The sequence below is a fragment of the Bacteroides thetaiotaomicron VPI-5482 genome, assembly GCF_000011065.1.
Taxonomy (GTDB): Bacteria; Bacteroidota; Bacteroidia; order Bacteroidales; family Bacteroidaceae; genus Bacteroides; species Bacteroides thetaiotaomicron.
In genome coordinates this window covers 1,398,484-1,425,283 of record NC_004663.1, presented here as the reverse complement: position 1 = coordinate 1,425,283, position 26,800 = coordinate 1,398,484, and the positions used below count along the sequence as shown (strand labels likewise).

Genomic DNA, 26,800 nt, shown 5'->3' with positions numbered 1-26,800 from the left:
GATAATATCAGTAGTACGAATAAAAATGGAGAATTATTTAATTTGATATTGTTGCCGGAATACCTTATCTTTGTCTCCCGAAATGAAGAGACTAGCCTACATAACAGCAGTGATCCTTTCTCTCCTGATTATCTATTCAGGGGCGGGAGTATCTATTGTTCATTATTGCTGTTCCCGTTGTGAGACTGTGCAGGGCTGTTGTGCCGATGGCTGTCCCAAATGTAAGAAGTCTCATACTTGCGATTCAAAGAAAGATTGTAGAGAAAAGGGCTGTACGGCAACTATCTATAAGCCCGATTTGATGAAGCATATTTCCGAACTGACAGTTTCCGTTCCGGTGATAACACTTTTCTGTGAACAGTATTGTCAGCTATTTGCTTTCACTTCTATAGACCGGACGGTGGACTTTTCCAGTCTTCCTTCTCCGCCATCTCCCTGTCCGAGGCAGAAGCTGGCGTTACATTCCGTTTTTCTGATTTAGCTGTTATTTCATCTTTTTTGTCCGATTGTACTTTGTTTTCAGCCTTTGCAGGGTATGAAAACAAGGAGAATGAATGCAACTCAGTTGCAAGAGAAATGAATTAATTTTGTATCGCAAAACTAAGTCCAAGAAAGAATGAAATATATAATAATGGGACTGTTCTCATTACTTGCAGTTACGACACAAGCGCAGGTGCGGGGAATAGTCAAAGATAATACCGGAGAGCCTGTTCCGGGTGCTAATGTATTCTGGGTGAATACGGGTCAGGGTGTAACTACCAAGGAAGATGGCAGCTTTTCTATCTCCAAACCTTCGAAGAGTCACATGCTGGTAATCAGTTTTATCGGCTTTCAGAATGACACGGTTCATGTCAGCAAGAAGAATCAGGAACTGGATATTACCCTTCGGGAAGGTGTAGAACTGAACGAAGTGAATGTAGTCAGCCGCAGAATGGGAACGATGAAGTTGCGCAGCAGCGTGATGAACGAAGAGATGATAAGCAGTGCCGAATTGAGCAGGGCTGCCTGCTGTAATCTGGGAGAAAGTTTCGTGACCAACCCTTCGGTGGACGTGAGCTATTCGGATGCGGCAACGGGAGCCAAGCAGATCAAACTGCTCGGATTGTCCGGAACTTATGTACAGATGCTCACGGAGAATATCCCGAACTATCGCGGTGCGGCATCTCCTTATGGTCTGGGATATGTCCCCGGTCCGTGGATGCAAAGCATACAGGTTTCCAAAGGAATCTCATCAGTGAAGAATGGTTACGAAGCCATCACGGGACAGATTAATGTAGAGTTCAAAAAGCCGCAGTTGCCGGAGGCCGATTGGGTATCTGCCAATCTTTTCGCAAGCAGTACCAACCGGTATGAGGCGAATGCGGACGCCACCTTAAAGTTGTCAAAACGTTGGAGTACCTCTTTACTGGCGCATTATGAAAACGAAACCAAAGCGCACGACGGCAATGATGACGGCTTCGTGGATATCCCCCAAGTAGAGCAGTATAACGTGTGGAACCGATGGGCCTATATGGGAGATCATTATGTCTTTCAGGCAGGCTTCAAGGCTCTTTCCGAAAGTCGCACTAGCGGGCAGGCACATCATACGGATATGCAGACGGGTGATCTTTATAAAGTAAACGCAGAAAGAAAAAGCAAGGTTGATGATAATACAGCAAAAATGCAGTCTATTAAGTGGTTAGGTGTTTAACTCATAATACTGCATAAGCTGAAAAAGGAGGTCCGATAAAAGCTGCGAAAGACTTCAGTTCCCATATCGTTACTGATATAACAGGAACAAGAAACGGCACAACAGATTCTATTTCAGTAATTTGCACAGTTTTTCATACCTGAGGACAACTCGCTTGATATTAACTTTGTAACGATCAAAAAAGTATGAAAACGAGTATGAGCAGATCGACCTTCAAAATCCTCTTCTACGTGAAGAAGGGCAGCGAGAGAGCCAACGGCTATCTCCCCCTGATGTGCCGTCTTACGGTAGACGGCGAAATCAAGCAGTTCAGCTGCAAGCTGGACGTGCCCCCGAAACTTTGGGACGTGAAAACGGCACGTGCCACGGGCAAGAGCGCCGAGGCGCAGAAAATCAATGCGGCGGTTGACCGGATACGCGTGGACGTGAACCGCCGTTACCAGGAACTGATGCAGTCCGACGGCTATGTCACCGCCGCCAGGCTGAGGGACGCCTGCCTCGGGCTGGGCGTGAAACGCGAGACGCTGCTGAAGCTCTTCGAGCAGCACAACGAGGAGTTCATCAAGAAAGTGGGACACAGCCGCGTGCAGGGAACATACAACCGCTACCGTACCATATACAGGCACCTTTGCGAGTTCGTCCCGAAAGTATACCGCCGTGACGACATCCCCCTGAAGGAACTCAACCTGACCTTCATCAACAACTTCGAGTATTTCCTGCGTACGGAGAAGAAATGCCGCACCAATACCGTATGGGGTTACATGATCGGGCTCAAGCACGTCATCTCCATCGCCCGCAACAGCGGTGCGCTTCCCTTCAACCCCTTCGCCGGGTACATCAATTCCCCCGAGAGCGTTGACCGAGGCTACCTGACGGAGCGTGAGATACAGACGTTGATGGAGACCCCGGTGAAAAGCGGGACCTGCGAACTGGTACGCGACCTCTTCATCTTCTCTGTGTTCACCGGACTGGCATACGCGGACGTGAAGGCACTGACGACCGACCGGCTCCAGACCTTCTTCGACGGCAACCTCTGGATCATCACCCGCCGTCGCAAGACAAACACCGAGTCCAACATCCGCCTGCTGGACGTGCCCAAGCGCATCATAGAGAAGTATAAGGAACTGTCCAAGGACGGTCATGTATTTCCGGTACCGAGCAACGGCAGATGCAACACCATATTGAAGGAACTTGGCAGGCAGTGCGGTTTCAAGATACGGCTGACCTATCATGTGGCCCGGCATACGAACGCCACCACCGTGCTGCTCTCGCACGGTGTACCCATCGAGACCGTAAGCCGTCTTTTGGGGCATACGGATTTGAAAACCACCCAGATATATGCCCGGATAACCAACCAGAAGATCAGCAGCGACATGGAAATCCTGTCCCATAAGCTGGAAAAGATGGAGAAGGAAATATGCGATGCCATCTGAGGAAATGGTATTTATGAAACGGATGATTTTCCCCTTCCTCATCAAAGTTCGTCCGTCCCTGCGGGACTCCGCGTTTTCCCTTCGGTTTCCGGCAGAAAATTTCCGTACGGCGAAATTTTCTGCCGGAAAAACGCTCCGAAAGCGCAGGGACGGACGTAAGAGGGATTCAGAAGGCGAAAACTGCGACCGACGTAGTGCATGTGCGACAAGGAAAAGAACTGTCCGGGAGCCCCCTTTTCATGCCGTACCCCGGCATGAAACCACTTTTCTCTCCGGCTGTGGTGAAGGCTCTCCTGCTCCCTCTGCATTGCATATGCGGGTTGTTTTGCCCATATCCACGTCCGCCGGTATTGCCTGCCCTTTCCTTGAGAAAAACGGCTTACCGCAACGGGTGGCGTGACACAGACTTTTCCGGATATGGAGGAACATTCCGGAAAAAAGAGTGGAAGACGGGCTATTATTTGGCTGTATAACAACAAAGTTGTATTTTTGCAAAAAATAATATTATGGCTATAACTATCAAGAACATTCCGGTTTTGGAGGGCGTTACGGCGGAAGATTTCGTACGCAGTGCAGACAAGAACGCCGCAAAGGTAACACCCCGGTTATCAGTGGAGGCAAAGAAACGGTTGCGAAAAGTATTGGAGAAATCCCGTTCATTCCGGTTCAATTAACAGCAATGGACGGTATTTCTTTATATGATGATTGTGTCATGCTTGCCTATAACAAGGAAGTACGGAGGAATTGCCTTCCTTTCACTTGTGGCGAGAATGACCTTGATGATTTTTTTCTCAATGATGCCGATCTGTATGCGGATGAACTCCTTGGGAAAACATATTGTTGGGTGACGACTGAAATCCCGCATCGTATTGTGGCCTTGTTTACCTTGTCCAATGACAGTATCAAGACCAGATTAATATCCCCCAATGATAAAAACAGGCTGCAACGCAATATTGTAAATCCTAAACGTGGACGCAGCTATCCGGCCGTGCTGATAGGAAGACTGGGGGTCAATCTGGAATATCAGGGTACATCAAGCCACGTAGGACGGCAACTGATGGCTTTCATAAAAGACTGGTTCCGTCATGAGGACAACAAGACAGGATGCCGTTTTATCGTGGTGGATGCATACAATGAGGAAAAGATTCTCAGGTATTATGAAAGAAACGGTTTCGTTCCACTCTATAAAACAGACGTGATAGAAAAGCAATATTATGATATTCCGCAAGATGAACCTTTGAAAACCCGTTTGCTGTATTTTGATTTGAAAAAGGACTGACATAATAATATATCAGTAAAATCCTTTAGGGTGACAACGGGTTCCAAAGACAGGCTGTCGCTACGATTACCTGCCATATGGCACCGGCCGTTTTCTTGATGGCGGGCGGTGGATTTCATGGGAAGCCAATCCGGAATGACAAGTAATGCCGCACCTGTGGCATAATAGAGCATTATTTTGAAGGCGGAGACTTTGTCCGGTTCTTCTTTTTCCAAGGTTTTCCGTCGGATGTCTTCAAGTTTTCCACACTTGTTTTAGAATAGTCCGCATTATCAGCAGATTGCGAGTTTCAGTCTGCCGTTCCGATTCTCTTTATTGCATCGTAGCATGTCGTTGATATATTCCAAATACTTATCCATGAATAGGCGACTTATAATTTTGTCTCAGGCAAATATCGAGACACACTCCCGAATGAGGTCTTCCATGATTTTAAAAGACTCCGTATTTCGGAAGGAACAACGTACACATACAATTTCTCCGGAACGGCCGACTTTCCTGTCACTTCCCTGTAATCCTCCCCAAAATCAACACCGCCGTATAAACTGCATGAAAGCCCGGGCACGCTTCCTGTTTCCAATCCCATATCTGCTCCTTCCGCAACATCACGTATTGCCGTTCTCATTTCGTATCCTTGAATATTTCTCCAAACATACCAAAGACAGAAAAGCTGCATGGAATCTAAATTCTCACCGGACAGACAATAGATAGAAGGAAGGAATCCATCATCCTCATTTCTTGCGGCAAAAATAGTTGTTTTTCAGGCCGGTCCCGCAAGGCGGCCCTTCGGGCTGGTTGCACGTGAAAAAATCTTCCTCACGCTTCGCGTTAGCGTATTTTTTCACGGCAAGCCTTGCCGGAGACCGCCGAAAAACAAACTGGAGGAAGCACAAGAAATAAGAATGCCTACCCGTGTAGGCCATGTATAACTCAAAAAAATATAAAGCTATGGCAGACAAGAGCGCAGAAAAGGAAAGACTGTTCAACGAGTGGTTCACTGCATCCTATGACAGGTTGAGAGGGACGTTACGCCGGTACGGAATGCTGGACGAGGACAATTTCCATGACACCTACCTTTTTGTAAGAAGGCAGGTGCTGGTTCCCGGAAAGGACATAACGGACTATGACGCGTATTTCATCGGATGCTACAAAAAGGCGGCCCTGGTAAAGATTAAAAGGGAGAATCGGTATGCACACCCTGAAGATGATTTCTTCCTCCGATGTGGCGAAGAGGCAAAATTCCTTTCCGAGGACGACCTGAACGGGTGCGAGCGGCTGGTAAGAGACATACTGCGTTTCGTAAGGCAGAAGTTCTCCTACGAGGAGTACCGGATGTTCATGCTCAGGTTCTATGAGGCGCAGTTCTCGTTCAAGGCACTGGCGGAATGCATGGGTATCTCGGCATCGGCCATATCGCAGAAAGTATGCAGGATAGTGGACGCGGTACGTACCCACAGCGGTTTCGCATGGAGAAGTCAGATGCTGGCGGTGGAAAGCTTCATGTATTGAAAAAATTGTTTAACGGAAAAGTAAGAAAGTTATGGCACTGATAGTATACAACAGGGAAAACTCCCGTCCGCAGGAAGTCACATACAAGGGAAAGCGGACCATCAACCTTGACAGCAGGGGGACCGTCTATCTGTCAAAGACGATGTCAATCGAATTGGGAATCCTCGGTGGCGGACGGGTGAACTTCGCCCACGACGACGAGACGGATGACTGGTACATCTGCCGGGCCGATGACAGCGAGGGGTTCATTGTCTGGAAGGATAAAAGATGCGCAAGGTTCTCGGCGGGGGTTATCGTGCAGAGACTCATGCGGCAGGCGAAGGTGGAGAGGAAGAGCGTGCAGTTCATGATGGCGAGGATGCCGGTAGAGATTGGCGGAGTGGCCTATTACAAGATACTGCTCTCGAATCCGATACTCAGATAGAGGCATGGGCCGGAGGAGTCCGGCTGTATATGACATGACGGAGACAGGTGCATCCGACGGGACAGGAGCCCGGAGGATGTGCCTGTTTTTATGCGCCGCCATGTTTACACACGGACATGCGGTTGTCACCGGCCGGCATAAGGTCACTCCGAAAAGACCGGGAAACGGCATTGCCGGAGGATAATGATACCAGTACGGAATGTGCCGCCATTACGGAAACGGATCGTCCCACCGGTACACGAACGGCCCGCCCCAATTTCAGAATAACATAATGACATAATAAAATAAGAGTCTTTTTTTATAATGGAATCCCCGTATCTTATTGCCATATCGGAAAAATGTTTCCATGTCCCGCCATGTTATGCCAATGTTGTCACCGGATCATAATTCATAAAGAAAAAAACACTCTGTGTATAGGTATTTTACGAGCAAATTAAAGTCGTTCATCCGGTGGAAAGAAAATGAAGGAGCGACCGGTATGACAACCGACCGCCCCTTCATTCACGATCCCGTACGGAACTTTTTTAAAGTTCCTCCGGCCTGGTTCTCGCCTCCCGGTAGCAGCCGTCAAGCAGCTTCTCGATGTCGGAAGAACGGTACAGTATCTTGCCGCCCAGCCGGGTGAAGGCAAGCAGACCGCTGTCACGGTACTGTTGCAGGCTGCGGCGGCTCACTTTCAGCTTTTCAGCCAGTTCGCGGTCCGTATAGAAGTTCTCGCCCGCCATCGCCGGTGACCTGCCGGCAAAGAGACGCTCCATGGAAACGGAGAGACGTTCGACGGTGGAGAAGAACTCTCTTATATGCTCGCTGCTCTCACGGGTGAGCAGACGGTTATCGGTATTCATCATGACTTGATCTTTTTTTTGTTCGACATTCGTTTTTCATGGCCTTTCAGATCGACCTTCCCATACTTTCAGCCCGCTTGCGGCGCTCCTCCACTATCCGGATGATACTTTCCACGTCCCCGGGCTTGTAATATGTCTTGTGGCAGATCTGTGTGTATGCCAGCGTGCCGTTGTCACGGAGGGTCTGCAGGGTTCTCGGGCTGACCTTCAGCAGCAGGCACACCTCCTGGTTGTCCAGCCATTTCTTCTCCTCCATGTCGCCGTACAGCCGGCAGAGGGTGTCCAGCCGGTCCGCAAACGTCCGGAAGGCCGAGAGCATCGCCTCGAAGGTCCTTGCCTCAATGTTCACTATTTCCATAATCACTGTAATTTCAGGTTTGACATCTGTTTCATTCTCTTTTCGGATCCGGATTCCGTTCCGCAATTTAGTGAATCCCGGCGGAACGTCCTGAATTTCAAGACAGGATGACTACCTTTGACACCATATGCGTACTTGTTTCATCTGCAAAGTAAATGATTGTTCCCGGATATGGTTCCGCCCCTTCATCAGATGTCATTATATGTCATCAGATGTCATGGAAATCGGATTTTAATATTCATTTGCTTTTAGTAAACAGACGTTCAGATCCGTTCCCGAAGAGTGGGAAATTTCCGGTGCGTATATTTGTGAAGTCATCACCGTCAGACTGATCCAACAATATGAATAACACGGCAAACCCCGCCAATCGGACCCGTCCGTTTCACAGCACTTGTTATTATCGTTTTATTTGCTTCCGACAATCGGGCAAACGGGTAGACCGTGCCCACAGTATCAACCATCTAAAATCCATGTACAATGAAAAGTGAACCGACTGAAAAAACGAAAGGGAAGAAAATGGCGGTATCCGAAACCGCAGACAGAAAGAACGGCCGTAGTCCCGGAGCCGGCCACGACGAGTGGTGGGAAAGACTCATGATGGAACCCGGTCCGGGGGAATCCGCCGGTACGGATGCTTCCGTGACGGAATCGATGATTCCATCCGGGCTCGTTGCGGAGGAGGTATCCGGGGAGGCGAGAAGAAAGGACACCCCGCCGGAACCGGAAGACCCCGTGAGAAGAAGAACGAGCGGCAGGCAACGCAGGGCCTCGCTGGAGGAGTACCGGGAAACGTACCTCACCGTCCCGAAGATCAGGAACCGCAAGACGGTGTTCGTCAGTGAGGATGTGAGGGACGAACTGGACGCCGTCGTCCGCAGGCTCGGCGGGCGTGGCATGAGCGTTTCCGGACTGCTGGAGAACCTTGCCAGGGAGCATCTTGCCGCCTACCGTGGGGACATCGAGCAGTGGAGAAAAATCTGACAGCCTGTTACCGGGCGTGGAGTATACCCGATGTATGCACTGTTCCCTGTATACCCGCTTCAATGTGGAAAATGCGGGGGGGGATTTTTCTGTGGGGGGAGCAAGGGTATGTTTCCGGATTCCCGAAAACCCTTGCTCCCCGCGCCCGGCGGTTGCTGGGAGGGCAAATCCGCTCCCGCCGGTCGCAGATTTTGGAATGAAAGAAGTACGGACGAAAAAGAAAAAACATATGACAAACGATGTGAATGGGATGAAGAAAAAATGTGGCCGTCCGGCACTGGGCAGGACGCGTAAATTGACCAGAGGCGTGACGGTGAAGTTCTCCCCCGTCAGCTACGAGGCTCTCAGGTTCAGGGCAGGGAAGTCCGGCCGGAGTCTGGCGGTCTATATCAGGGAGGCAGCACTGGCGGCCACCGTTACGGCAAGGCATACACCGGAGGAGAACGCACTGTTGCGCAGCCTGGCGGGAATGGCGAACAACCTGAACCAGCTGACAAAGCTCTCGCACCAGACCGGCTTTTACAGGACAAGGCTGCTGATAGAGGGGCTGCTGGGAAAGCTGAAGCGGATCATGGATGATTACAGGCCGAAAGGAGGATAGCCTCATGATAGGGAAGATCAGGAAAGGCCGCTCGTTCAGCGGCTGCATACGCTACGTGACGCAGAAGGACGACGCAAAAATCATCGCCTCGGAAGGCGTGCTGCTGGGAACGGTGGAGGAGACGGCACGCAGTTTCCGGTGGCAATGCCTGCTGAATCCGGACGTGGCGAAACCGGTGGGGCACATTGCGCTCAGCTTCAAGCCGGAGGACGCACCGAGGCTGACCGACGCGTTCATGGCAAGGCTGGCGGAGGAATACCTGGAGCTGATGGGGATACGGAACACGCAGTTCATCGTGGTGAGGCATCACGGGACGGACAACCCGCACTGCCACATCGTCTTCAACCGGGTGAACTTCGACGGGAAGGTGATTTCCGACAGCAACGATTTCAAGCGCAACGAGAAAGTGACAAAAATGCTTAAGGACAAGTATTCGCTCACCTATTCCGAAGGCAAACAGTCCGTTAAAACGGAAAAGCTGCATGCTTCCGAAAAGGTGAAATACGAAATATACCGTGCGGTCAAGGAAGCTTTGAGGAGTGCAGATACATGGAAAGAATTTCAAAATAAGCTCTTAAAAATGGGCGTGGAAATGGAATTCAAGTACAAGGAAAACACTAATGAAGTGCAGGGCATCCGCTTTATAAAGAACGGTCTGTCATTCAAGGGAAGTGGGATTGACCGCAGTTTCAGCTGGTCAAGGCTGGATGCGGCATTGGACCATAACCATGTCACGTCCCTGGAAAATGACGTTTCCCAAAAGCAACCGTACCATGAACAAAGTCATGGTTCTGTTATTGATAACCTGGTCGAAGTCACCGGTACGGGTGGCGTGTTCATGCCGTCGGTGGCACCGACGGAGGACGAGAAAGAGGCGGAACGCCTGCGGAGAAAGAAGAAGCGCAGGAAAGGAAGGAGTTTGTGAACCATATGTATAACAAAAAACTTTGAAAGATGAAAGAGGAAAATTATCTGGAAGGCATCTACGGATGCCTTGAAAGGATCGAGAAGAAAGTGGAGACGCTGCCCGTGGAAGGCACAAGCCCCGCAGTTGGAAACCGGACCAGTTCCCCGGAAGGGATTGCGGAACTGAAAATCCGTCTGGAACGCCTGCAATCCGCGGTGGAGAAAAACGGCTTGGAAATAGCAGCGGTACGTAACCATACCGTCCGGTTGTCGGAAGGCTGGCCGTTGTCTGCCGAAACGTTTGCCGGGGAGATGGAAAAGATTAGATACTGCCTGAGTCAAGACTGCCAAGCTGTAAAGGAGACAGTGAGACGGCTGGATGAGAGAATGGTCCTGCTGAAAAAGGAACCGGAGCGCAGACTGGTGACCTACCGTCTGGAAAGCGCATCCAAGGCAGTGGTAACGACAGCTTCAGCACTGATCCTGGCACTGATCATTTCCGTCTGGACCAACTGCAACCAGTACCGCACGAACCGGCTTTTGAAAGATGCCGATTTGAAATACCGAGCCATCAGGATCTGCCTGCCGGGGGATGATCCCGACATCGCCTTCCTTGAGAAGCATTTCACCATCAAGCGGGACGAGGAAAAGATCCGGCGTGTGGAAAGGCTGGTGACCGCTTTTGAGGACTCGGTCAGGAACCGCATCCGTAACCATGAAATGGCAGCCTACAAGGACAGTCTGGCGCACCGGCTGTTCAGGGAGGCACAGGAAATCAGGAAGCAACTGGACAATCCCAATTCAAAATGACTGCACTATGGCAACAATCAGAACCAAATTCAGGTCCTCGTCCGCGGAAGGCAGGGAGGGCGCACTGTATTATCAGGTGATTCATAACCGTGTGGTCAGGCAGATCAGTACCGGATACAAACTTTTCGCTTCGGAATGGGACCAACGTTCCGAAGCGGTCATTCCCTGTCAACACCCTGCAGGGATGGAACGGGACAATTATCTTCTATCGGTAGGGGAACGGATAAGACGGGACAAAATCCGACTGGAAAAGGCTATCAGGACATTAAGCCAATCCGGTCCGTTTACAGCGGATGATATCGTCATACGTTTCCATGACAGCGGACAAGAACCTTCGTTTAACGACTATATCCGGCAACAGATAGTAAGGCTGAAACGTTTGGGAAAGATACGGACCTCTGAAACCTATACAGCCGCGCTCAAAAGTTTCAGCAGTTTTATGAAAGGTAGCGATATACTGTTTGGCGAACTTAGCTCTGACTTGCTCATGGAATACGAGGCTTATCTGAAAAACAGGGGGAACTCACCCAATACAATCTCGTTCTACATGCGCATTCTGAAAGCGGTCTACAACCGTGCGGTGGAGAACGGACTGACCGGACAGCGGAACCTGTTCAAGTCTGTTTATACAGGTGTGGAAAAGACCTTGAAACGGGCCATTCATTTAAATGATATCAGGCGTATCAAAAGACTGGACTTGTCCCTGAAACCCCACCTTGATTTCGCACGTGACATGTTCCTGTTCTGCTTTTACACACGGGGGATGTCCTTTGTGGACATGGCTTATCTGAAAAAGGGAGACATTGCGAACGGAATCCTGACTTACCGCAGGAAAAAGACCGGACAACAGCTGTTCATCCGATGGGAAAAGTGTATGCAGGAGATCATCAAACTTTTTTGTTTATCGGTTCAAGATTTCAAAGTTGTTCATTAATTGCTTTGTTGGTTATATCCAGAGTATTATTTGTAAGAGACTCTACGAATAAATGATGATAAGACCAGTTAGTTTATCGCTTGTTTTATAATTTCATTGCGATATTCGTTCGGTGTGCAACCTTCCATCTTCTTGAACCAACGTGTGAAATGTTGCGGGTATTGGAAACCCATTTCATCTGAGATTTGACTGATACTTTTTTGCGTGTTCATGATGCGCTCTTTGGCTATATCCATAATTTTTTGCTGGATATGCTTGATTGCTGACATACCGGTTTCCTTTTTTACCAGGTCACTGAAATAATTGGTGGAAAGACACAGTTGGTCAGCGCAATACTGTACCGTCGGAATACCTTTACTCGTTGGCAAGGCAGAATGATAGTAATTATTGAGCAACAATTCAAAACGCGCCAACAAATCGTTGTTGGCATTTTCCCTTGTAATGAACTGGCGGTCATAAAAGCGGATGCAGCGGTCAAGGAGAAGCTTCATGGTATCAATAATCAAAGAACGGCTGTGCTTGTCAATAGGATGCCTCAATTCTTCTGCTACATTGTTTATACATTCAATGACTACTTTGCGCTCCTGTTCTGACAGGTGCAGTGCTTCGTTGGCATTATATGAGAAATAAGAATACTCTTTTATTATATGTGCAAGGGAAGTACCGCGCAATAGTTCGGGATGGAACATCAGGGCCCATCCGGCCGGCTGGTGCAGACTGCCATCATCGTCAGAACCCATTACCTGCCCCGGAGCGATAAACAGCATGGAGCCTTTTTCATAGTCATAGAGGCTCCGTCCATAATTCATCGTACCGCAGTCAGTATCTTTCAGCAACACAGCATAAATGTTGTACAGTTTCTTTGAGTGTCTGATGGGCTGCACCTCGTAACAATTCACAACGCTGACCAACGGGTGCAGAGCTTCGACTTCGAAAAGGTCGCAGTACTGCTGAACTGTATCTATTCTTGTTATATCTCCCATAACCATCCTTTTGTTTTTTACAAAAATAAGTATTTATATTGACATTGCTGTCTGAGGAACAGCTGTTTCTTTTCTATCCCTTATTTATTTTATTCCATGACGACAAAGTTAGTTCATTCAATCAACGAACATATAACCCTAATCACAGACTGTCTTACCATTTTCACAGATAACATTTAACCCGGTCCAAGCCCGATGAAAGTGGTAATTTTATCAGTGATTGAGGTCTAATCTTCAGTATGTGAATGCTGTAATTTTGCAAGTGAAACCAAAAAGGTAAATAAGATGAAACCAAAAGCTTTATTTGTCATGTTAATCTTATGGCTTAGCTTCACTACGATTCAAGCGCGGTCAACCGAAGATGTCCCGGATAAGGGAACTTATGCAAAATTTCTGTTGGTAGGATGTTATATGAAGCCAGACGAAGAAGGTGTCAGAATGTACCGGTTTGACGGACAAACTGCCGATGTCGACTATCCGTGTGGGCTGAGAGGGATTTCAAATCCTGCTTTCCTTACATCTGATAGCACTGGTAATCGAATTTATGCCATAGGCGATGATGAAGGGAAAAGTTCGACTGCCAATGCTTTGCTTTTTGATAAGGAAAGTGGTCTGCTGTCTCTGCTTAACTCGCAATCTACAGACGGTGAACTTCCTATTTATATTACTCTCAGTCCAAAGGAATACTTTGTTCTGACAGCAAATTATAAGGGTGGCAGCATCACGGTATTCTCACAGGATAAGAAAGGAAAGTTGCAACGTGATACAAAAATAATTCGTTTTGCTGGAAATGGGCCGAATAAAAAAAGGCAGGAACAATCGCATCTGCATTGCGTGACCTTTACACCTGATGGCAAATTCCTTCTTGCTACCGATTTGGGAACAGATTGTATCTATCTGTTTCCGATAGGCAAACGACCGGAAGCAGGTAAGGCTCATTCTCTGTTGGATGAATCAAGAGTAGTCCGCATACAGATGGATTCCGGCTCAGGACCTCGACATATATGTTTTCACCCGAATGGCAGATTTGCTTATCTCATCAGTGAACTCTCGGGTAAAATAACTGTATTCTCCTATAATGAAGGCAAGTTGGAACGTTTACAAACAATTGTCTGCGACCCTTTCGTTGCAGAGGGAAATGCAGATATCCATGTTTCATCCGATGGCAAATTCCTCTATGCTTCCAAGCACTTGAAAGAAGATGGCATAATTGTTTATTCCATTGATTCCCAAAAAGGAACATTGGTTCAAATAGGATTTCAGCCAACAGGTCTTTATCCGCGAAGTTTTGCCATCTCTCCGGATGGTTGCTATTTGGCAGTGGTTTGCAGGGATGCCAACTGCATACAGATATTCGAAAGAAACCGAAATACGGGGTTACTGAAGAATACGGGAAAAAATATCCGACTGGAAAGACCGGCGTTTGTCAAGTTCTTATAAATTCATCACTAAACAGAAAGCAATATGAACAAGTTAATTACAACCATCGCCTGCCTGATATGCTGTATCGTTTATACGCAGGCACAAAACAAGAACAATATGTTAAGCAAGAAAGAACAAAGTATTGCCGCCATCAGTATGTATGCCGCACGTGGCAATCAGGACAGCCTCAAAGTGATCCTTGCCAGAGGACTTGACTGTGGGCTGACCGTGAGCGAAGAAAAAGAAGTACTTACCCAGCTCTATGCCTATTGCGGCTTTCCACGCAGCATGGGTGCATTGGTTACGCTGATGAATCTCACCAAAGAGCGTGCAGCACAAGGCATAAAGGATGAAGCCGGACGGGAGCCTTCTCCGGTAAAGAGTTCGGATATGTTTGTTGTCGGTGGACAAAACCAGCTGAAACTGTTCGGTCGTCCGGCACTAGGAGAAGTGCTGACATTTGCTCCGGCATTGGACCAATTTCTGAAAGCTCATCTGTTCGGTGACATATTCAGCCGTGACAATCTCGACTGGCGTACCCGTGAACTGTCTACTGTGGCTGCCTTGTCGGTGTTGGACGGCGTGAAGAATGAGTTGAATACTCACATTGCCCATGCCAAGCACAACGGCGTGACACAGGCTCAGATAGACGAAGTACTTATCATGGCGGCACGCTGTCGGAACGGAATGGTGCTTTCTGAATCCGATGAACCGGCAAAGACTTTTCAAACAGATCCGACAATTACTGTCCGTAAGGTCTTTTATAAAAACAGGTATGATATCATGCTTTGCGCCGAAATGTACCTCCCGAAGGATTTCAATGAAGCGCAACACTATGCAGCCCTCATCATCGGACACCCGTTCGGGGCTGTGAAAGAACAGTGTAGCGGACTCTATGCACAGGAAATGGCACGGCGAGGCTACGTGACTCTGGCTTTTGATGCTTCCTATCAAGGCGAAAGTGGAGGAGAACCGCGTCACACGGTATCGCCCGACGCATTGGTGGAAGACTTCAGTGCTTCTGTAGACTGGCTCGGACTACAACCGTTTATTGACCGCAACCGTATCGGTGTGATTGGCATCTGCGGAAGCGGCGGGTTCTCTGTCTGTGCGGCTTCTCTCGACCCCCGCATCAAGGCATTGGCAACCGTGAGCATGTATGATATGGGGCGTGCCACCCGTAACGGTTTGGGGGATTCGATGACGGATGAACAAAGACGCAAACTGTTGGATGAAGTTGCCGAACAACGTTGGAAGGAAGCAGAAACGGGAGAAGCACGTATCCGCTTTGGCACACCGGAGAAACTGCTGGGAAATGCCAATGCCGTGCAGAAGGAGTTTTTCGATTACTATCGCAACCCCTTGCGTGGCTATCATCCGCGCTATCAAGGTATACGCTTTACCAGTCAGGCGGCATTGATGAACTTCTATCCGTTTGCCATGATTAAAGAGATTTCACCACGCCCCGTGCTATTCATTGCAGGCGAGCATGCACATTCGCGCTATTTCAGTGAGGATGCCTATCAAGAAGCCAGCGAACCGAAAGAACTGTATATCGTTCCCGGAGCCAATCATGTAGACTTGTATGACCGGATGGATAAGATACCGTTCGAAAAAATTTCGGAATTCTTCTGGTATGCTTTGCGGTAATTCAGATGAAAATGGTAATGCTATCCGTGATTATGATACAGCAAAGCGAATACGCAGGAGGGTAACTTTGCAACAGAAACAATTTAAAGATTATAGTATTTGCAACCAGTTATTACTCAATATTTTGTGAGTTATAAGTCAGAAATATGGGCATAACCTTTAGGGGTACATTCTAAAAGGTGAAGATTTAACCTTTTTATTATTTCTTAACACTCAAAGAGCGGTGGTAGAGGGTATTTTCCCTCTTTTCGGTACTTTATTGATGGTTCGATGTTCCCATCTTTCCACATTGCTTGGCTCGTTCGCACAAGCCACTACAAAGGTACTACAATTTCCAATAAAGGCAAGAGGACAGCAATTCAAATCTATTATTTTTGAGGGAGTGAAATCTGCCGCTTGCCAAATTTCTCTCTGTCGAAAATAATAGTCCTCTGAAAAGAATGAAAACAGCATTGATAAAATTGCCTTATTAAGGGGGGGCTATGCTGTTTTATGCTATTATTTCGTCAGTCGTTTATCTCCGTTGCCGGATGCAGTTTTCAGCCAAGCCGATGAATAAGAAAAGGTTTTGGAGCTGTTTACTCTCCAACGGAGGACGAAACTGCTCCAAATGGTTTACCGCTTGAACTTTTCGTTTTCTAAAAGAGGTTTGGCAACCTTTGCATCCGACAAAAGGAGATAAATGACCAGATATATAACAGTAGTATTACATTAAGGTAAAGAACAACCATGGTATAGTATTATTGCAATTTAACTATTTAAAGTTTGTTTATAATCAAATCATTTAAAGATTTTTGTCCTTCTATGATTTTTTGTGTTTGATAAATGTCGTAATTAAATAAAAAATATCACGCATAATGACTTTTTCTTTTTTCTAAATTTCTTCAAATGACAAATTATTGTTACCTTTGTAATGTAATGTAGTTAATGGTTGCGCTTATAAAGTCCTTGGAAAGGATTTATGTATAAAAGAGGTAGATGTTTACTCTGTTCTTGTTTGGATTATCAGCATCACTGATATGAAATAACAAAAAAAATATACAATGGCTAAGCGGACGGACAGGCAGGGAAATAGTACAGATTCCCAATCCCCCTCTTTATAATACATTGCGTATAAGATTTATTAACTGTCTGGTCTGGGGAATCTACAGAGATTTAACGAATCAAGATGGGAAGAGTCAGTCTTTGTCTTGTCATAATGTTCTTCATCTGTAGTGCTCAAAAAATTGATGCACAAGTACAGAATATCAGAGAGAAACAAGATACCATTTCGGCGACTAAATCATTAGAGCATATCAGGCCCGAGAATATCAAGAAGGGACCATTGAATAATGCTTTGGATGTATTGAGTGGTCAGTCTGCCGGTGTGAACGTCACCACTAATGGGACTGACAGGCTCGCTATGCTGAATAGTATCCGTGTGCGTGGTACCACATCCATTATGGGTGGCAATGACCCGTTAGTAATTATTGACGGAGTGACATCTGACATCGCTACGCTATCTACCATATATCCCGCAGACATCGAGAGTTTCACTATTTTGAAGAATGCTACCGAAACGGCAATGTACGGTTCCCGTGGTGCTTCAGGTGTAATTGAGATTAAGACCAAGAAAGGAACGGGGCGAGGTTTCGAAATATCATATGATGGCAACTACGGATTCGAGTCAATGTATAAACATCTGCAAATGCTCAACGGCCCGGAGTATATAGCTACAGCAGAGGCACTTGGATTAGATTACAATAATGGTGGCTACAACACCAATTTTCACGATGTAATTACTCGTACGGGCTTGATACATCAGCATCACTTGGCTTTTAGCGGTGGTTCGGAAAACTCAAACTATCGAGCATCGTTCGGTTTTATGGATCATAATACAATTGTCAAAGTTAACGATTACCGAAATTTAGTGGTAAAACTTGATGCTACACAAAAGGCTTTCGATGGTCGCTTAGTTGGCGATTTTGGTGTATATGGCTACTCGTCAAAGATACACGACATTTTCGATACACGAATGCTGTTTTACTCGGCAGCTGCACAGAATCCTACATATCCAGCAGGAACTGATGTTAATGGCAACTGGGTGAAGAACTCGGCTGCATCACACATCAACCACCCCGGAGCACTCCTCTATGAGAAAAATGACTCCGAAGAACGGAATTTCAATACACATTTGGGGCTGAAATTTAATATCCTTGACAATTTGATATTGTCGGCTTTCGGCTCTTATTCATATTCATCTACGGGAAATGCTCAATTTTGTCCTACATGGGTGTGGGCGCAAGGCAATGTTTATCGTGGAGAGTTCAAGGGTGAAGACTACTTTACAAATGTGTCCCTCTCATATAACAATGCTTGGGGAGACTCACACCTTGATGCTGTTGTTGGCGCAGAATATCTTAAACAGGTAAGGACTGGTTTATGGGTGCAGGCAAAAGGAATAACAACAAATGATTTCTCCTATAATAACATCGGAGCAACATCATCGCGTCCTTTCGGTGGTACGAGCAGTAGCTATGAAGACCAGTCACTTGCTTCAATAATGGGTAGTGTCACATATAGTTACAAGGATAGATATTCTATTGCGGCAGCACTCCGTGGAGATGGCTCTTCAATGGTAAGCGATAACAATACTTTCGGATTCTTCCCATCAGTATCACTGGGTTGGGATGTAAAAAAAGAAGGCTTCCTCTCTGATACTGACTTTATAACAATGTTGAAACTAAGAACCGGATATGGTCGGTCAGGAAATCTTGGAGGTATAACATCCTATACAACACTTAATACCGTAAAGGAGAATGGTATCGTATCCATCAACGGTGCACCTACCGTAACAATGGGAAGTATACGCAACACGAATCCGGACCTTAAGTGGGAGACTCGTTCAACATTTAATATCGGTTTTGACTTAGGTATATGGGATAATCGGTTGATGCTTACCTCGGAATTATATTACTCAAAGACAACGGATATGCTCTATGAGTATGATGTTCCCGTTCCGACCTTTGCGTTCGATAAACTGATGGCAAATATCGGCTCGATGTCTAACCAGGGTGTCGAACTAGGAATCTCGGTAGTTCCCATTCAACGAAAGGATATGGAGATGAATATCAACTTCAATATGTCCTACCAGAAGAATAAGTTACTTTCGCTTAGTGGAGAGTATAATGGTATGCATATGACAGCTTCAGATATTACTCCGATTGGCTCGCTTTATGGTGCAGGTCAGAACGGTGGAGACAATAATGTAGTATATCAGATTGTAGGTCAGCCATTGGGGGTATTCTATCTACCTCACTGCAAAGGGCTTAAAGAAAATGAACTTGGTGGCTACAGTTACGATATTGAAGATTTGAATGATGATGGCGAGATTGATTTTAGCGATGGCGGAGACAGGTATATAGCAGGTCAGGCAACCCCCAAGGTAACTATTGGATCAAACATCAGTTTCCGTTACAAGTCCTTTGATATTGCCATGCAGATAAATGGTGCTTTCGGTCATAAGATATTCAATGGCACGGGCTTGGCTTATACCAATATGTCTATATTCCCTGACTACAATGTATTGAAGGGTGCTCCTGAAAAAAATATTATTGATCAGAATGTTTCAGACTATTGGTTGGAAAAAGGTGACTATGTAAATATTGAACATATTACCATAGGCTACAATATTCCAATGAAATCCAAGGCTGTGAAGTCATTGCGTCTTTCGGCAGGCATTAGCAACCTTGCAACAATCACAGGCTATAGCGGTCTTACTCCAATGATAAACAGTTATGTAGTAAGCAACACTTTGGGCATTGACGACAAACGCACCTATCCTTTATATCGTACCTATTCGTTAGGTCTTAGTATTCAATTCTAACCGCTTACAGTTATGAAAAGATATATAAACATATTGATGGTTGCTTTGGCAACGATGATGACCTCTTGTCTTACTGAAGACCCTAGAGATCAACTTTATGAAGAAGACATTTACAACAATGCCAACAACATATATATTAATGCAGTGGCTGTGCTCTACAATTACATTGGTGGCAGTGCAGACAGTGAGGGTTTACAGGGGACCTGTCGTGGGATTTATGACTATAACACACTTACTACAGACGAAGCCATGATACCTATTCGTGGTGGCGACTGGTACGATGGAGGTTTGTGGACGAATATGTATCAGCATAAGTGGAGTCCTAATGATTTACCACTCTACAATACTTGGAAATACCTCTACAAGGTTGTTGTGTTATCGAACAAATCTCTGCATATCATCGATAAGTATAGCCATAACCTATCTGAGGAGCAGAGAGTGGCCTACGAAGCTGAGGTGCGAGCTCTGAGAGCACTTTTCTACTACTACATTATGGATATGTATGGCAGAGTGCCCATCGTAACATCCTATGAACAACCGCAGGATGAAGTTGTGCAGAGCGAGCGTAGCGAGGTTTTCCGTTTTATCGTGAATGAGTTGCAGGAGGTTGCCGAGTTGTTGCCAAATGAGCGTAGTAATAAGATGGGTAACTACTATGGTCGTATAACAACACCTGTAGCTAATTTCCTTTTGGCTAAGTTGGCTCTTAATGCCGAGATATATTGTGATGATAATTGGACTGATGGCGTTCCACGGAACGGTAAAGAGATATTTTTCACCGTCGATGGTGAGAAACTCAACGCTTGGCAGACCTGTATCAAATATTGCAATAAACTTGCCGAGGTAGGTTATCGGTTGGAGGACGATTATAGCTATAATTTCTCTGTGCATAACGAGAACTCCAACGAAAACATATTCACCATTCCGTTGGATAAGAACCTCTATGCTGCGCAGTTCTGGTATCTCTTCCGATCACGACACTACAACCATGGCGGTGCGTTGGGTGGCTCATCGGAAAATGGTACCAGTGCCAATATCTCAACAGTCTTAGCCAACGGATACGGCACAGATGATGTAGATGCTCGCTTTGAAAAGAACTTCTATGCCGGCATCGTAGAGGTTGATGGAAAGCCTGTAATGATGGACAATGGACAGCAGTTGGAGTATTTCCCATTGGAGCTAAAGTTGAATCTTACGGGAAGCTCCTATGTCAAGACAGCTGGTGCTCGTATGGCAAAATATGAGGTTGATAGGACCTCACATTCCGACGGTAGACAACCGGATAACGACATCGTGCTATTCCGCTATGCCGATGCTCTCCTGATGAAGTCCGAGGCAAAGGTACGTAATGGTGAGGATGGCTCGTTGGAGTTGAACGAAGTCCGAGGTCGTGTTGGTATGCCATATCGAGAAGCTACGCTTGAGAACATATTGAAAGAGCGTTTGTTGGAGTTAGTATGGGAAGGCTGGCGACGACAAGATATGGTGCGTTTTGGAGTTTATCACAAATCATACGATCAGCGAGTCCAACTGGCTGATGAGAAAAATGGGTATACCACAGTTTTTCCTATTCCACAAAAAAGTATAGACTTGAACCCAAAATTGAAACAAAATGTTGGATATAAATAACTTTAGCCTATGAGTATTCAATTTGACATTGCAAAACAGATTATAGCTGAAACATGCCCTAATCGCAAACTTAAGTTGGAGAATATTCGCCTTTTTGCAGATATTATTCAGCCTAAGAAATATCAAAAAGGTGATATAATTCTAAATGAAGGTGATATCTGTAATTGCCTATTTTATATAGAAAAGGGATTTATTAGACAGCACTACCTAAAGCATGATAAGGATGTGATAGAACATTTAGCATGTGAAAAAAATGTTGTCTGGTGTATTGACAGCTATTTTAACCGAGAGCCAACACATCTTATGATGGATGCTGTAGAAAACAGTGTTTTATGGGAAATTCCGCGTGATATAATGGAAGAATATGGAAAATAAGAAGGAAGAGCCAACTTTGAACAAGGTAACGTTCGTAAACGGTGTGCAGATTAAAAACAAAAGTGGAAAGCACTGATGTGGGATAATTTTATCTATTATGGTAAGATTAATCAAAACAGAGACAGTCATAAGTGTACTGATGGGGCATTTTATAAAGAAATTATTGTTTATCTTGCTGTTTGTCGGGGTACTGATTGCTCCGGCAAACGCACAAAACGAAAAGAATATGTATTCGTACAAGAAAATTGGCAACAAGTATATTGTCAGCATTAACAATCATACTGAAATTGTGAAAGCCCTGAATGCTTTCTGCAAGGAGAAAGGAATTCTGTCGGGTTCTATCAACGGGATTGGTGCTATCGGAGAGCTGACCCTCCGTTTCTTCAATCCCAAGACAAAAGCATATGATGATAAGACATTCCGGGAGCAAATGGAAATATCCAACCTTACAGGGAATATATCATCTATGAATGAGCAGGTATATCTTCATTTGCATATAACCGTCGGCAGGAGCGACTATTCCGCTTTAGCCGGACATCTACTTTCCGCAATACAGAATGGTGCAGGGGAGTTCGTGGTGGAAGATTATAGCGAGCGGATAAGTCGCACATATAATCCAGATTTAGGCCTGAATATATACGATTTTGAAAGATAGTTGCCTATAAATATCGCTTGGAATACAGGATAATACATCATTCAGCTTAGATGATATATATCAAAAAAAGTTTATCAATTCTGTCACGTTAACTTTGCAACAGAAATAATTTAAAGACTATCAAATATGGATAAAGACAAGGATATGAGCCGCCGGAGATTCCTTAAAATGGCGGCATTGACAGGAGCTGCCATGTGTGTCGGGCCTACCTTGAACAAGGTAACGGCAGCAGAACGGGTATGGATGGGGAAACAACAAGTTGCAAACAACATCCCTGCAGGCATGGCGGCGGTGCGCACTCGGCGAACATTGGGACACGGAAATACGGCATTCACTGTTTCTGCAATGGGATATGGCTGTATGGGCTTGAACCATAACCGCAGCCAGTACCCGAGCAGGGAAAAAGAAATCGCCCTGGTGCATGAAGCTGTTGAACGTGGGGTGACCCTTTTCGATACAGCCGAAAGCTACGGCTACCACATCAATGAAAAATTGGTCGGCGAAGCCTTGAAAGGATATACCGACCGGGTATTTGTGTCATCGAAGTTCGGACATAAGTTTGTAAACGGTGTGCAGATTAAAACCGAAGAGGACAGCACTCCGGCCAACATCCGCCGGGTTTGTGAAAACTCGTTGCGCAATCTCGGAGTTGAAACATTGGGCATGTTCTACCAGCACCGCATAGACCCGAACACACCGATTGAAGCGGTGGCTGAAACATGCAGCAAACTCATCAAGGAAGGTAAAATCCTGCATTGGGGCATGTGTGAAGTAAACGTTGATACCATCCGCCGTGCGCACAAGATATGTCCGGTTACGGCAATCCAAAGCGAATATCACTTGATGCACCGCATGGTAGAGACGAACGGAGTGTTGGAGCTGTGCGAGGATTTGGGCATCGGTTTCGTTCCATACAGTCCGCTGAACCGTGGTTTTTTGGGCGGTATGATCAATGAATATACCAAGTTTGATGTTACCAACGACAACCGGCAGACCTTGCCACGCTTCCAGCCCGAAGCCATACGCGCCAACTATCGTATTGTGGAAGTTCTTAACGCTTTCGGCCGTACAAGAGGCATTACCCCGGCACAGATAGCTTTGGCCTGGCTGATGAACAAGAAGCCTTTTATCGTGCCTATTCCGGGCACCACCAAACTCTCTCATCTAGAAGAGAACCTTCGTGCCTGCGACATCCGTTTCACGGCAGAAGAGATAGAAGAACTGGAAACAGCCGTAGCTGCCATTCCTGTGGTGGGTAGCCGCTACGATGCCTTGCAGGAGTCTAAAATCCCAAAATAATCCGTGTATGAAGAAACAGATATTTTACATGACGTTCATCGCTTTACTGTCGGGCTGTAATTGTTACAAAGGGAATATTCTGCAAATAGAGGAACAAGGCAGTTTTGCCGTAGGTGGCACCGTACTGACCGATTCATTGGGACACAAATACCACGGCGACCATGCTTATGTATTTTATCAGAAACCGGTTGATGCACGGAAATATCCGCTTGTTTTTGCACATGGTGTCGGCCAGTTTTCCAAAACATGGGAGACCACTCCTGACGGACGCGAAGGGTTTCAGAATATATTTCTTCGCAAAGGTTTCTCCACCTATCTTGTCGACCAGCCTCGCCGGGGAAATGCCGGACGGAGTACGGAAGCTGTCACACTGGAACCGGTATTCGATGAAGAAGAATGGTTCAACCGTTTCCGTGTGGAAATCTATCCTGATTATTTCGAGGGTGTACAGTTCAGTCGCGACCGGGAAGTCTTAAACCAGTACTTCCGGCAGATGACGCCGACCATCGGACCTTTGGACTTCGATGTCTATTCCGATGCCTATGCTGCTCTTTTTGACAAAATCGGTCCGGCCATATTTGTCACTCATTCACAAGGCGGTCCGGTGGGTTGGTTTACTTTGCTCAAAACGAAGAACATCAAAGCCATTGTAGCATACGAACCCGGTGGAAGTGTACCCTTCCCAACCGGTCAAGTTCCCGAAGAAGGCAAAGTCTTGACACGGTCTAAAAAAACAGAAGGAATAGAAGTCCCTATGGCAGTTTTCAAGAGATACATGGAAATTCCCATCATCATTTACTATGGGGATAACCTGCCCGAAACAGACGAACATCCGGAACTTTACGAATGGACACGCCGTCTGCATCTCATGCGCAAGTGGGCCGAAATGCTCAATAAGCTGGGCGGTGACGTGACGGTCATTCATCTGCCCGATGTCGGTCTGCATGGGAATACGCACTTCCCGATGTCGGATTTGAACAATGTGGAAGTAGCTGACCTGCTGTCGAAGTGGCTGTATGAGAAACAGCTGGACAGATAGAAATTAACAGAGGATAACCCCAAAACCTAAATAAAAATAGTTATGAAACTGAAGTGCTTATTGGCAATGCTGCTCTTAACCTTCCCTTTCGTGCAGCAACACTCCGGCTGTTGAAGATAAGATAGATTCGTTGCCTCACTCAGAGCCGGGGAAAACATTGATAGTCTATTTCTCATGGAGCGGACATACGCAAACTGTAGCCAACATTATCCATGAACTTATTGGATGCGACATGGTGGAGATTGAACCGGAAGAACCCTATTCTGATGAATATAATGAAGTGGTTGACCGTTTCAAAAATGAAAGAGACAATCATATTCTTCCAGCTCTGCGTACAAAAGTAGAGAATATGGATGATTATGATACATTGATTATCGGTAGTCCTATTTGGGGTGGTCTTCTGTCTTCTCCTGTAAAAAGTTTCCTGTCCGGTTATGATTTGTCCGGGAAAAAGATACTCCCATTCTGTACACATGGAGGAAGCGGAACAGCACAAAGTGTGGATAATATCCGCAAACTATGTCCCCATGCTGAAATATTGCTGTTTATGGCAGTCAAACTGCAAACTCTCGGAATGAAGTGAAAAAATGGCTGTCAGAAGCCGGATTTTCTGTCGAATTAAATTACGCCCGTTTAATAGTTTTAATACTGAAATGAAATATCCTTTGTTATCCGCACTCTTTCATCCCCTTTTTCAGAGATTTGCAGATAGACCAGTAGTTGAGATTAGGGAATATGAGATTGTCTTCCTGACAGGGTCGGTAACGCTCGATAATCTGCAAAGGAGTATCCAACAGTTTCACTTGGAACGGCACTTTTGTCTTGTACCGTTTGGACAATATCCACTTCTCACCATTCACTTCTACGATGTTGCTATTGGTTAGTTCCTTGATGTCCACGAAAGAGAGGGCAGTGAAGCTGGCGAAAACAAAAATGTCACGAATATAGAACAGTTGGACATCCCCAACTCGTGCGTCATCAACGTTTTCAGTTCATCTTCCGTCAGGAACTCACGTTCCGTCACATTAGGGCTGATGTGGAATTGGGCAAACGTTTTTTTCGGTATTAGTCCGTTAAAGTGCACACACATGACAACGCCTTTCAGCCACATGCATTTTTCCCATATCGTCCCGTTGTGAAGTCCCGCTTTCGTTGATAGGTAGGCTGCAAACCCCTTGATGAAGTCGGGCTTAATCTCCAGCATGAACATATCCGTCCGTCTGTAAAAAGACTTGATGAACGCTGCCACATGGTTTCTTGCCACCACCCGTGAACGGTGGTTGCCATTACCCTGTCTTTTCCGACACGCTTCTTGAATACTTCGTTCTCACGTCCGGACGCTTTGAGCAGTGTCTCATACTCACTGCCGATACCCTGATAAGCATTGCTCACCATTTCAGCCGTCACGAACGCTTCACGGTCGAATATACGCAGGTAGTGCTTGATGATTTGAGCCTTGATGTTGTCAAGGGCAAGGTTGATATCACGTACTTCCGCACTCTTGCCTTTCGCCCTGTTCCCTTTCACGTCCCAAAGCGTTTTCGGGATACTCTACTTATAGCTGAACTGCGTCACAATCCCGTTAATCGTTACCCGTCCTATGATGCGGACAATATCGTTTTTCTCCTTGTTGCCGTTCACGTAGAACAGCACTTTGAATGTACTTCTTGCCATACTCGTTTTTTAAGTTTAAAATTAAGTATCAATGAGTTATGCCTTGTAAACCAACCGAAGCCATACGGAGAAAAATTCAGCACGGAGTATCAAAAACCACCTTTCACGGGGTAATGATTTAGCAACCTTTCTACTTCATAAATTTACTTTTTTTTGCGTTACCTCGTTTTATGCCTTTGTCCTCATTTGTCCTCACAAACGCTTTATTCATAGCCGTTTTAAAAACATTTCCGCCTTTCTATTCCTCTTTTCCACAGATTTTTAGTAAATTTATATCCGTCTAATTTTTAAGGTCCTATGTTCAGACTCAATCTAACCAAACATTGCATAAAGTGGTACTGTTTCATCCAAATGCAACTGATGGACACGTTCGTACATTATTTTGTGCTTGTATCGTTATATCTATTGCAGCTATTATCTGTAGTTCATTTGTATCCATGGC

General features: G+C 46.0%; 25 protein-coding genes and 3 pseudogenes. 23 read left to right on the top strand and 5 right to left on the bottom strand.

From position 1 onward, the window contains the following. The first annotated feature begins 82 nt into the window (after positions 1-82). The 6 genes and pseudogenes from BT_RS05755 to BT_RS05735 all read left to right on the top strand — a co-directional run bounded on the left by BT_RS05755 (position 83) and on the right by BT_RS05735 (position 4,402). On the top strand, positions 83-481 hold the full coding sequence (locus BT_RS05755; RefSeq protein ID WP_011107631.1) for a hypothetical protein: 399 nt from the start codon (positions 83-85) through the stop codon (positions 479-481). A gap of 135 nt (positions 482-616) precedes the next feature. After that, positions 617-1,627 (top strand): annotated as a pseudogene (locus BT_RS05750) (carboxypeptidase-like regulatory domain-containing protein); the annotation flags it as partial. Positions 1,628-1,875: 248 nt separating this feature from the next. Then, positions 1,876-3,123: a site-specific integrase gene (locus tag BT_RS05745; RefSeq protein ID WP_008765343.1), complete on the top strand. Its 1,248-nt coding sequence runs from the start codon at positions 1,876-1,878 to the stop codon at positions 3,121-3,123. Then, positions 3,113-3,596: pseudogene (locus BT_RS24890) on the top strand (hypothetical protein). The gene BT_RS05745 and the pseudogene BT_RS24890 overlap by 11 nt, the downstream one beginning before the upstream one ends. Positions 3,597-3,629: 33 nt before the next feature. After that, positions 3,630-3,797, top strand: coding sequence for a hypothetical protein (locus tag BT_RS24335; protein ID WP_004295314.1), 168 nt, complete (start codon positions 3,630-3,632; stop codon positions 3,795-3,797). Between the two features lie 5 nt (positions 3,798-3,802). Beyond that, entirely contained in the window at positions 3,803-4,402 is a 600-nt protein-coding gene (locus BT_RS05735; RefSeq protein WP_004295313.1) for a GNAT family N-acetyltransferase, read from the top strand. A gap of 370 nt (positions 4,403-4,772) precedes the next feature. Here the strand turns inward: BT_RS05735 and BT_RS05730 are convergent, their stop codons facing one another. Continuing rightward, positions 4,773-5,024, bottom strand: coding sequence for a hypothetical protein (locus BT_RS05730; protein ID WP_224205373.1), 252 nt, complete (start codon positions 5,022-5,024; stop codon positions 4,773-4,775). Positions 5,025-5,347: 323 nt separating this feature from the next. Between BT_RS05730 and BT_RS05720 the strand changes: the two genes are divergently transcribed. Genes BT_RS05720 through BT_RS05710 form a run of 3 tightly spaced genes read left to right on the top strand, consistent with a single transcriptional unit; the run spans position 5,348 to position 6,516 of the window. Continuing rightward, positions 5,348-5,908 carry a sigma-70 family RNA polymerase sigma factor gene (locus BT_RS05720; RefSeq protein ID WP_004295311.1) on the top strand — a complete coding sequence of 187 codons (561 nt, stop codon included), beginning with the start codon at positions 5,348-5,350 and terminating at the stop codon, positions 5,906-5,908. 31 nt (positions 5,909-5,939) lie between these two features. Beyond that, positions 5,940-6,332, top strand: coding sequence for a hypothetical protein (locus tag BT_RS05715; RefSeq protein ID WP_008765341.1), 393 nt, complete (start codon positions 5,940-5,942; stop codon positions 6,330-6,332). A 4-nt stretch (positions 6,333-6,336) separates the two neighbouring features. Next, the gene (locus tag BT_RS05710; protein ID WP_004295309.1) at positions 6,337-6,516 is read left to right on the top strand and encodes a hypothetical protein; all 180 of its coding nucleotides are present in this window, start codon (positions 6,337-6,339) and stop codon (positions 6,514-6,516) included. 340 nt (positions 6,517-6,856) lie between these two features. Here the strand turns inward: BT_RS05710 and BT_RS05700 are convergent, their stop codons facing one another. Together BT_RS05700 and BT_RS05695 are read right to left on the bottom strand one after the other, a co-directional pair. Next, entirely contained in the window at positions 6,857-7,180 is a 324-nt protein-coding gene (locus tag BT_RS05700) for a helix-turn-helix domain-containing protein (protein WP_004295308.1), read from the bottom strand. Positions 7,181-7,223: 43 nt separating this feature from the next. Then, positions 7,224-7,535 (bottom strand): helix-turn-helix domain-containing protein, encoded by a 312-nt coding sequence (locus BT_RS05695; protein WP_004295307.1) that lies wholly within the window; start codon positions 7,533-7,535, stop codon positions 7,224-7,226. 477 nt (positions 7,536-8,012) lie between these two features. Between BT_RS05695 and BT_RS05690 the strand changes: the two genes are divergently transcribed. From BT_RS05690 to BT_RS05670, 5 genes are all read left to right on the top strand, one after another. After that, complete coding sequence (locus BT_RS05690) at positions 8,013-8,516, top strand: DUF3408 domain-containing protein (protein ID WP_004320813.1); 504 nt, start codon at positions 8,013-8,015, stop codon at positions 8,514-8,516. A gap of 229 nt (positions 8,517-8,745) precedes the next feature. Further along, the gene (gene mobC, locus BT_RS05685; protein WP_005650044.1) at positions 8,746-9,117 is read left to right on the top strand and encodes a plasmid mobilization protein; all 372 of its coding nucleotides are present in this window, start codon (positions 8,746-8,748) and stop codon (positions 9,115-9,117) included. A gap of 4 nt (positions 9,118-9,121) precedes the next feature. Then, positions 9,122-10,042: a relaxase/mobilization nuclease domain-containing protein gene (locus BT_RS05680; protein WP_005944378.1), complete on the top strand. Its 921-nt coding sequence runs from the start codon at positions 9,122-9,124 to the stop codon at positions 10,040-10,042. Positions 10,043-10,071: 29 nt separating this feature from the next. After that, on the top strand, positions 10,072-10,833 hold the full coding sequence (locus BT_RS05675) for a hypothetical protein (RefSeq protein WP_004295303.1): 762 nt from the start codon (positions 10,072-10,074) through the stop codon (positions 10,831-10,833). A 7-nt stretch (positions 10,834-10,840) separates the two neighbouring features. After that, complete coding sequence (locus tag BT_RS05670) at positions 10,841-11,767, top strand: site-specific integrase (RefSeq protein ID WP_005641960.1); 927 nt, start codon at positions 10,841-10,843, stop codon at positions 11,765-11,767. A 68-nt stretch (positions 11,768-11,835) separates the two neighbouring features. Here the strand turns inward: BT_RS05670 and BT_RS05665 are convergent, their stop codons facing one another. After that, a complete protein-coding gene (locus BT_RS05665; protein WP_004295301.1) occupies positions 11,836-12,756 on the bottom strand; it encodes a helix-turn-helix domain-containing protein in 921 nt (306 codons plus the stop codon). Positions 12,757-13,035: 279 nt separating this feature from the next. Here BT_RS05665 and BT_RS05660 point away from each other — a divergent pair, with 279 nt between their 5' ends. The 9 genes from BT_RS05660 (at position 13,036) to BT_RS05615 (ending at position 25,267) form a co-directional block, all read left to right on the top strand. Beyond that, entirely contained in the window at positions 13,036-14,190 is a 1,155-nt protein-coding gene (locus BT_RS05660; RefSeq protein ID WP_004295300.1) for a lactonase family protein, read from the top strand. Between the two features lie 24 nt (positions 14,191-14,214). After that, entirely contained in the window at positions 14,215-15,822 is a 1,608-nt protein-coding gene (locus BT_RS05655; protein ID WP_008765338.1) for a carboxymuconolactone decarboxylase family protein, read from the top strand. Positions 15,823-16,990: 1,168 nt separating this feature from the next. Next, positions 16,991-19,687 (top strand): SusC/RagA family TonB-linked outer membrane protein, encoded by a 2,697-nt coding sequence (locus BT_RS05645; protein ID WP_008765337.1) that lies wholly within the window; start codon positions 16,991-16,993, stop codon positions 19,685-19,687. 12 nt (positions 19,688-19,699) lie between these two features. Then, entirely contained in the window at positions 19,700-21,316 is a 1,617-nt protein-coding gene (locus BT_RS05640; protein ID WP_005641955.1) for a RagB/SusD family nutrient uptake outer membrane protein, read from the top strand. A 9-nt stretch (positions 21,317-21,325) separates the two neighbouring features. Then, on the top strand, positions 21,326-21,691 hold the full coding sequence (locus tag BT_RS05635; RefSeq protein ID WP_008765336.1) for a Crp/Fnr family transcriptional regulator: 366 nt from the start codon (positions 21,326-21,328) through the stop codon (positions 21,689-21,691). A 97-nt stretch (positions 21,692-21,788) separates the two neighbouring features. Further along, a complete protein-coding gene (locus BT_RS05630) occupies positions 21,789-22,346 on the top strand; it encodes a PPC domain-containing DNA-binding protein (RefSeq protein WP_005641953.1) in 558 nt (185 codons plus the stop codon). Positions 22,347-22,472: 126 nt separating this feature from the next. Next, positions 22,473-23,645 carry an aldo/keto reductase gene (locus tag BT_RS05625; protein WP_004295292.1) on the top strand — a complete coding sequence of 391 codons (1,173 nt, stop codon included), beginning with the start codon at positions 22,473-22,475 and terminating at the stop codon, positions 23,643-23,645. A gap of 7 nt (positions 23,646-23,652) precedes the next feature. Beyond that, positions 23,653-24,684, top strand: a complete 1,032-nt coding sequence (locus BT_RS05620) for an alpha/beta hydrolase (RefSeq protein ID WP_011107622.1) — start codon at positions 23,653-23,655, stop codon at positions 24,682-24,684. Positions 24,685-24,841: 157 nt separating this feature from the next. Next, complete coding sequence (locus BT_RS05615; protein WP_008765334.1) at positions 24,842-25,267, top strand: flavodoxin; 426 nt, start codon at positions 24,842-24,844, stop codon at positions 25,265-25,267. A gap of 68 nt (positions 25,268-25,335) precedes the next feature. Here the strand turns inward: BT_RS05615 and BT_RS05610 are convergent. After that, positions 25,336-26,358: pseudogene (locus tag BT_RS05610) on the bottom strand (site-specific integrase); the annotation flags it as partial. Positions 26,359-26,800 lie beyond the last annotated feature (442 nt).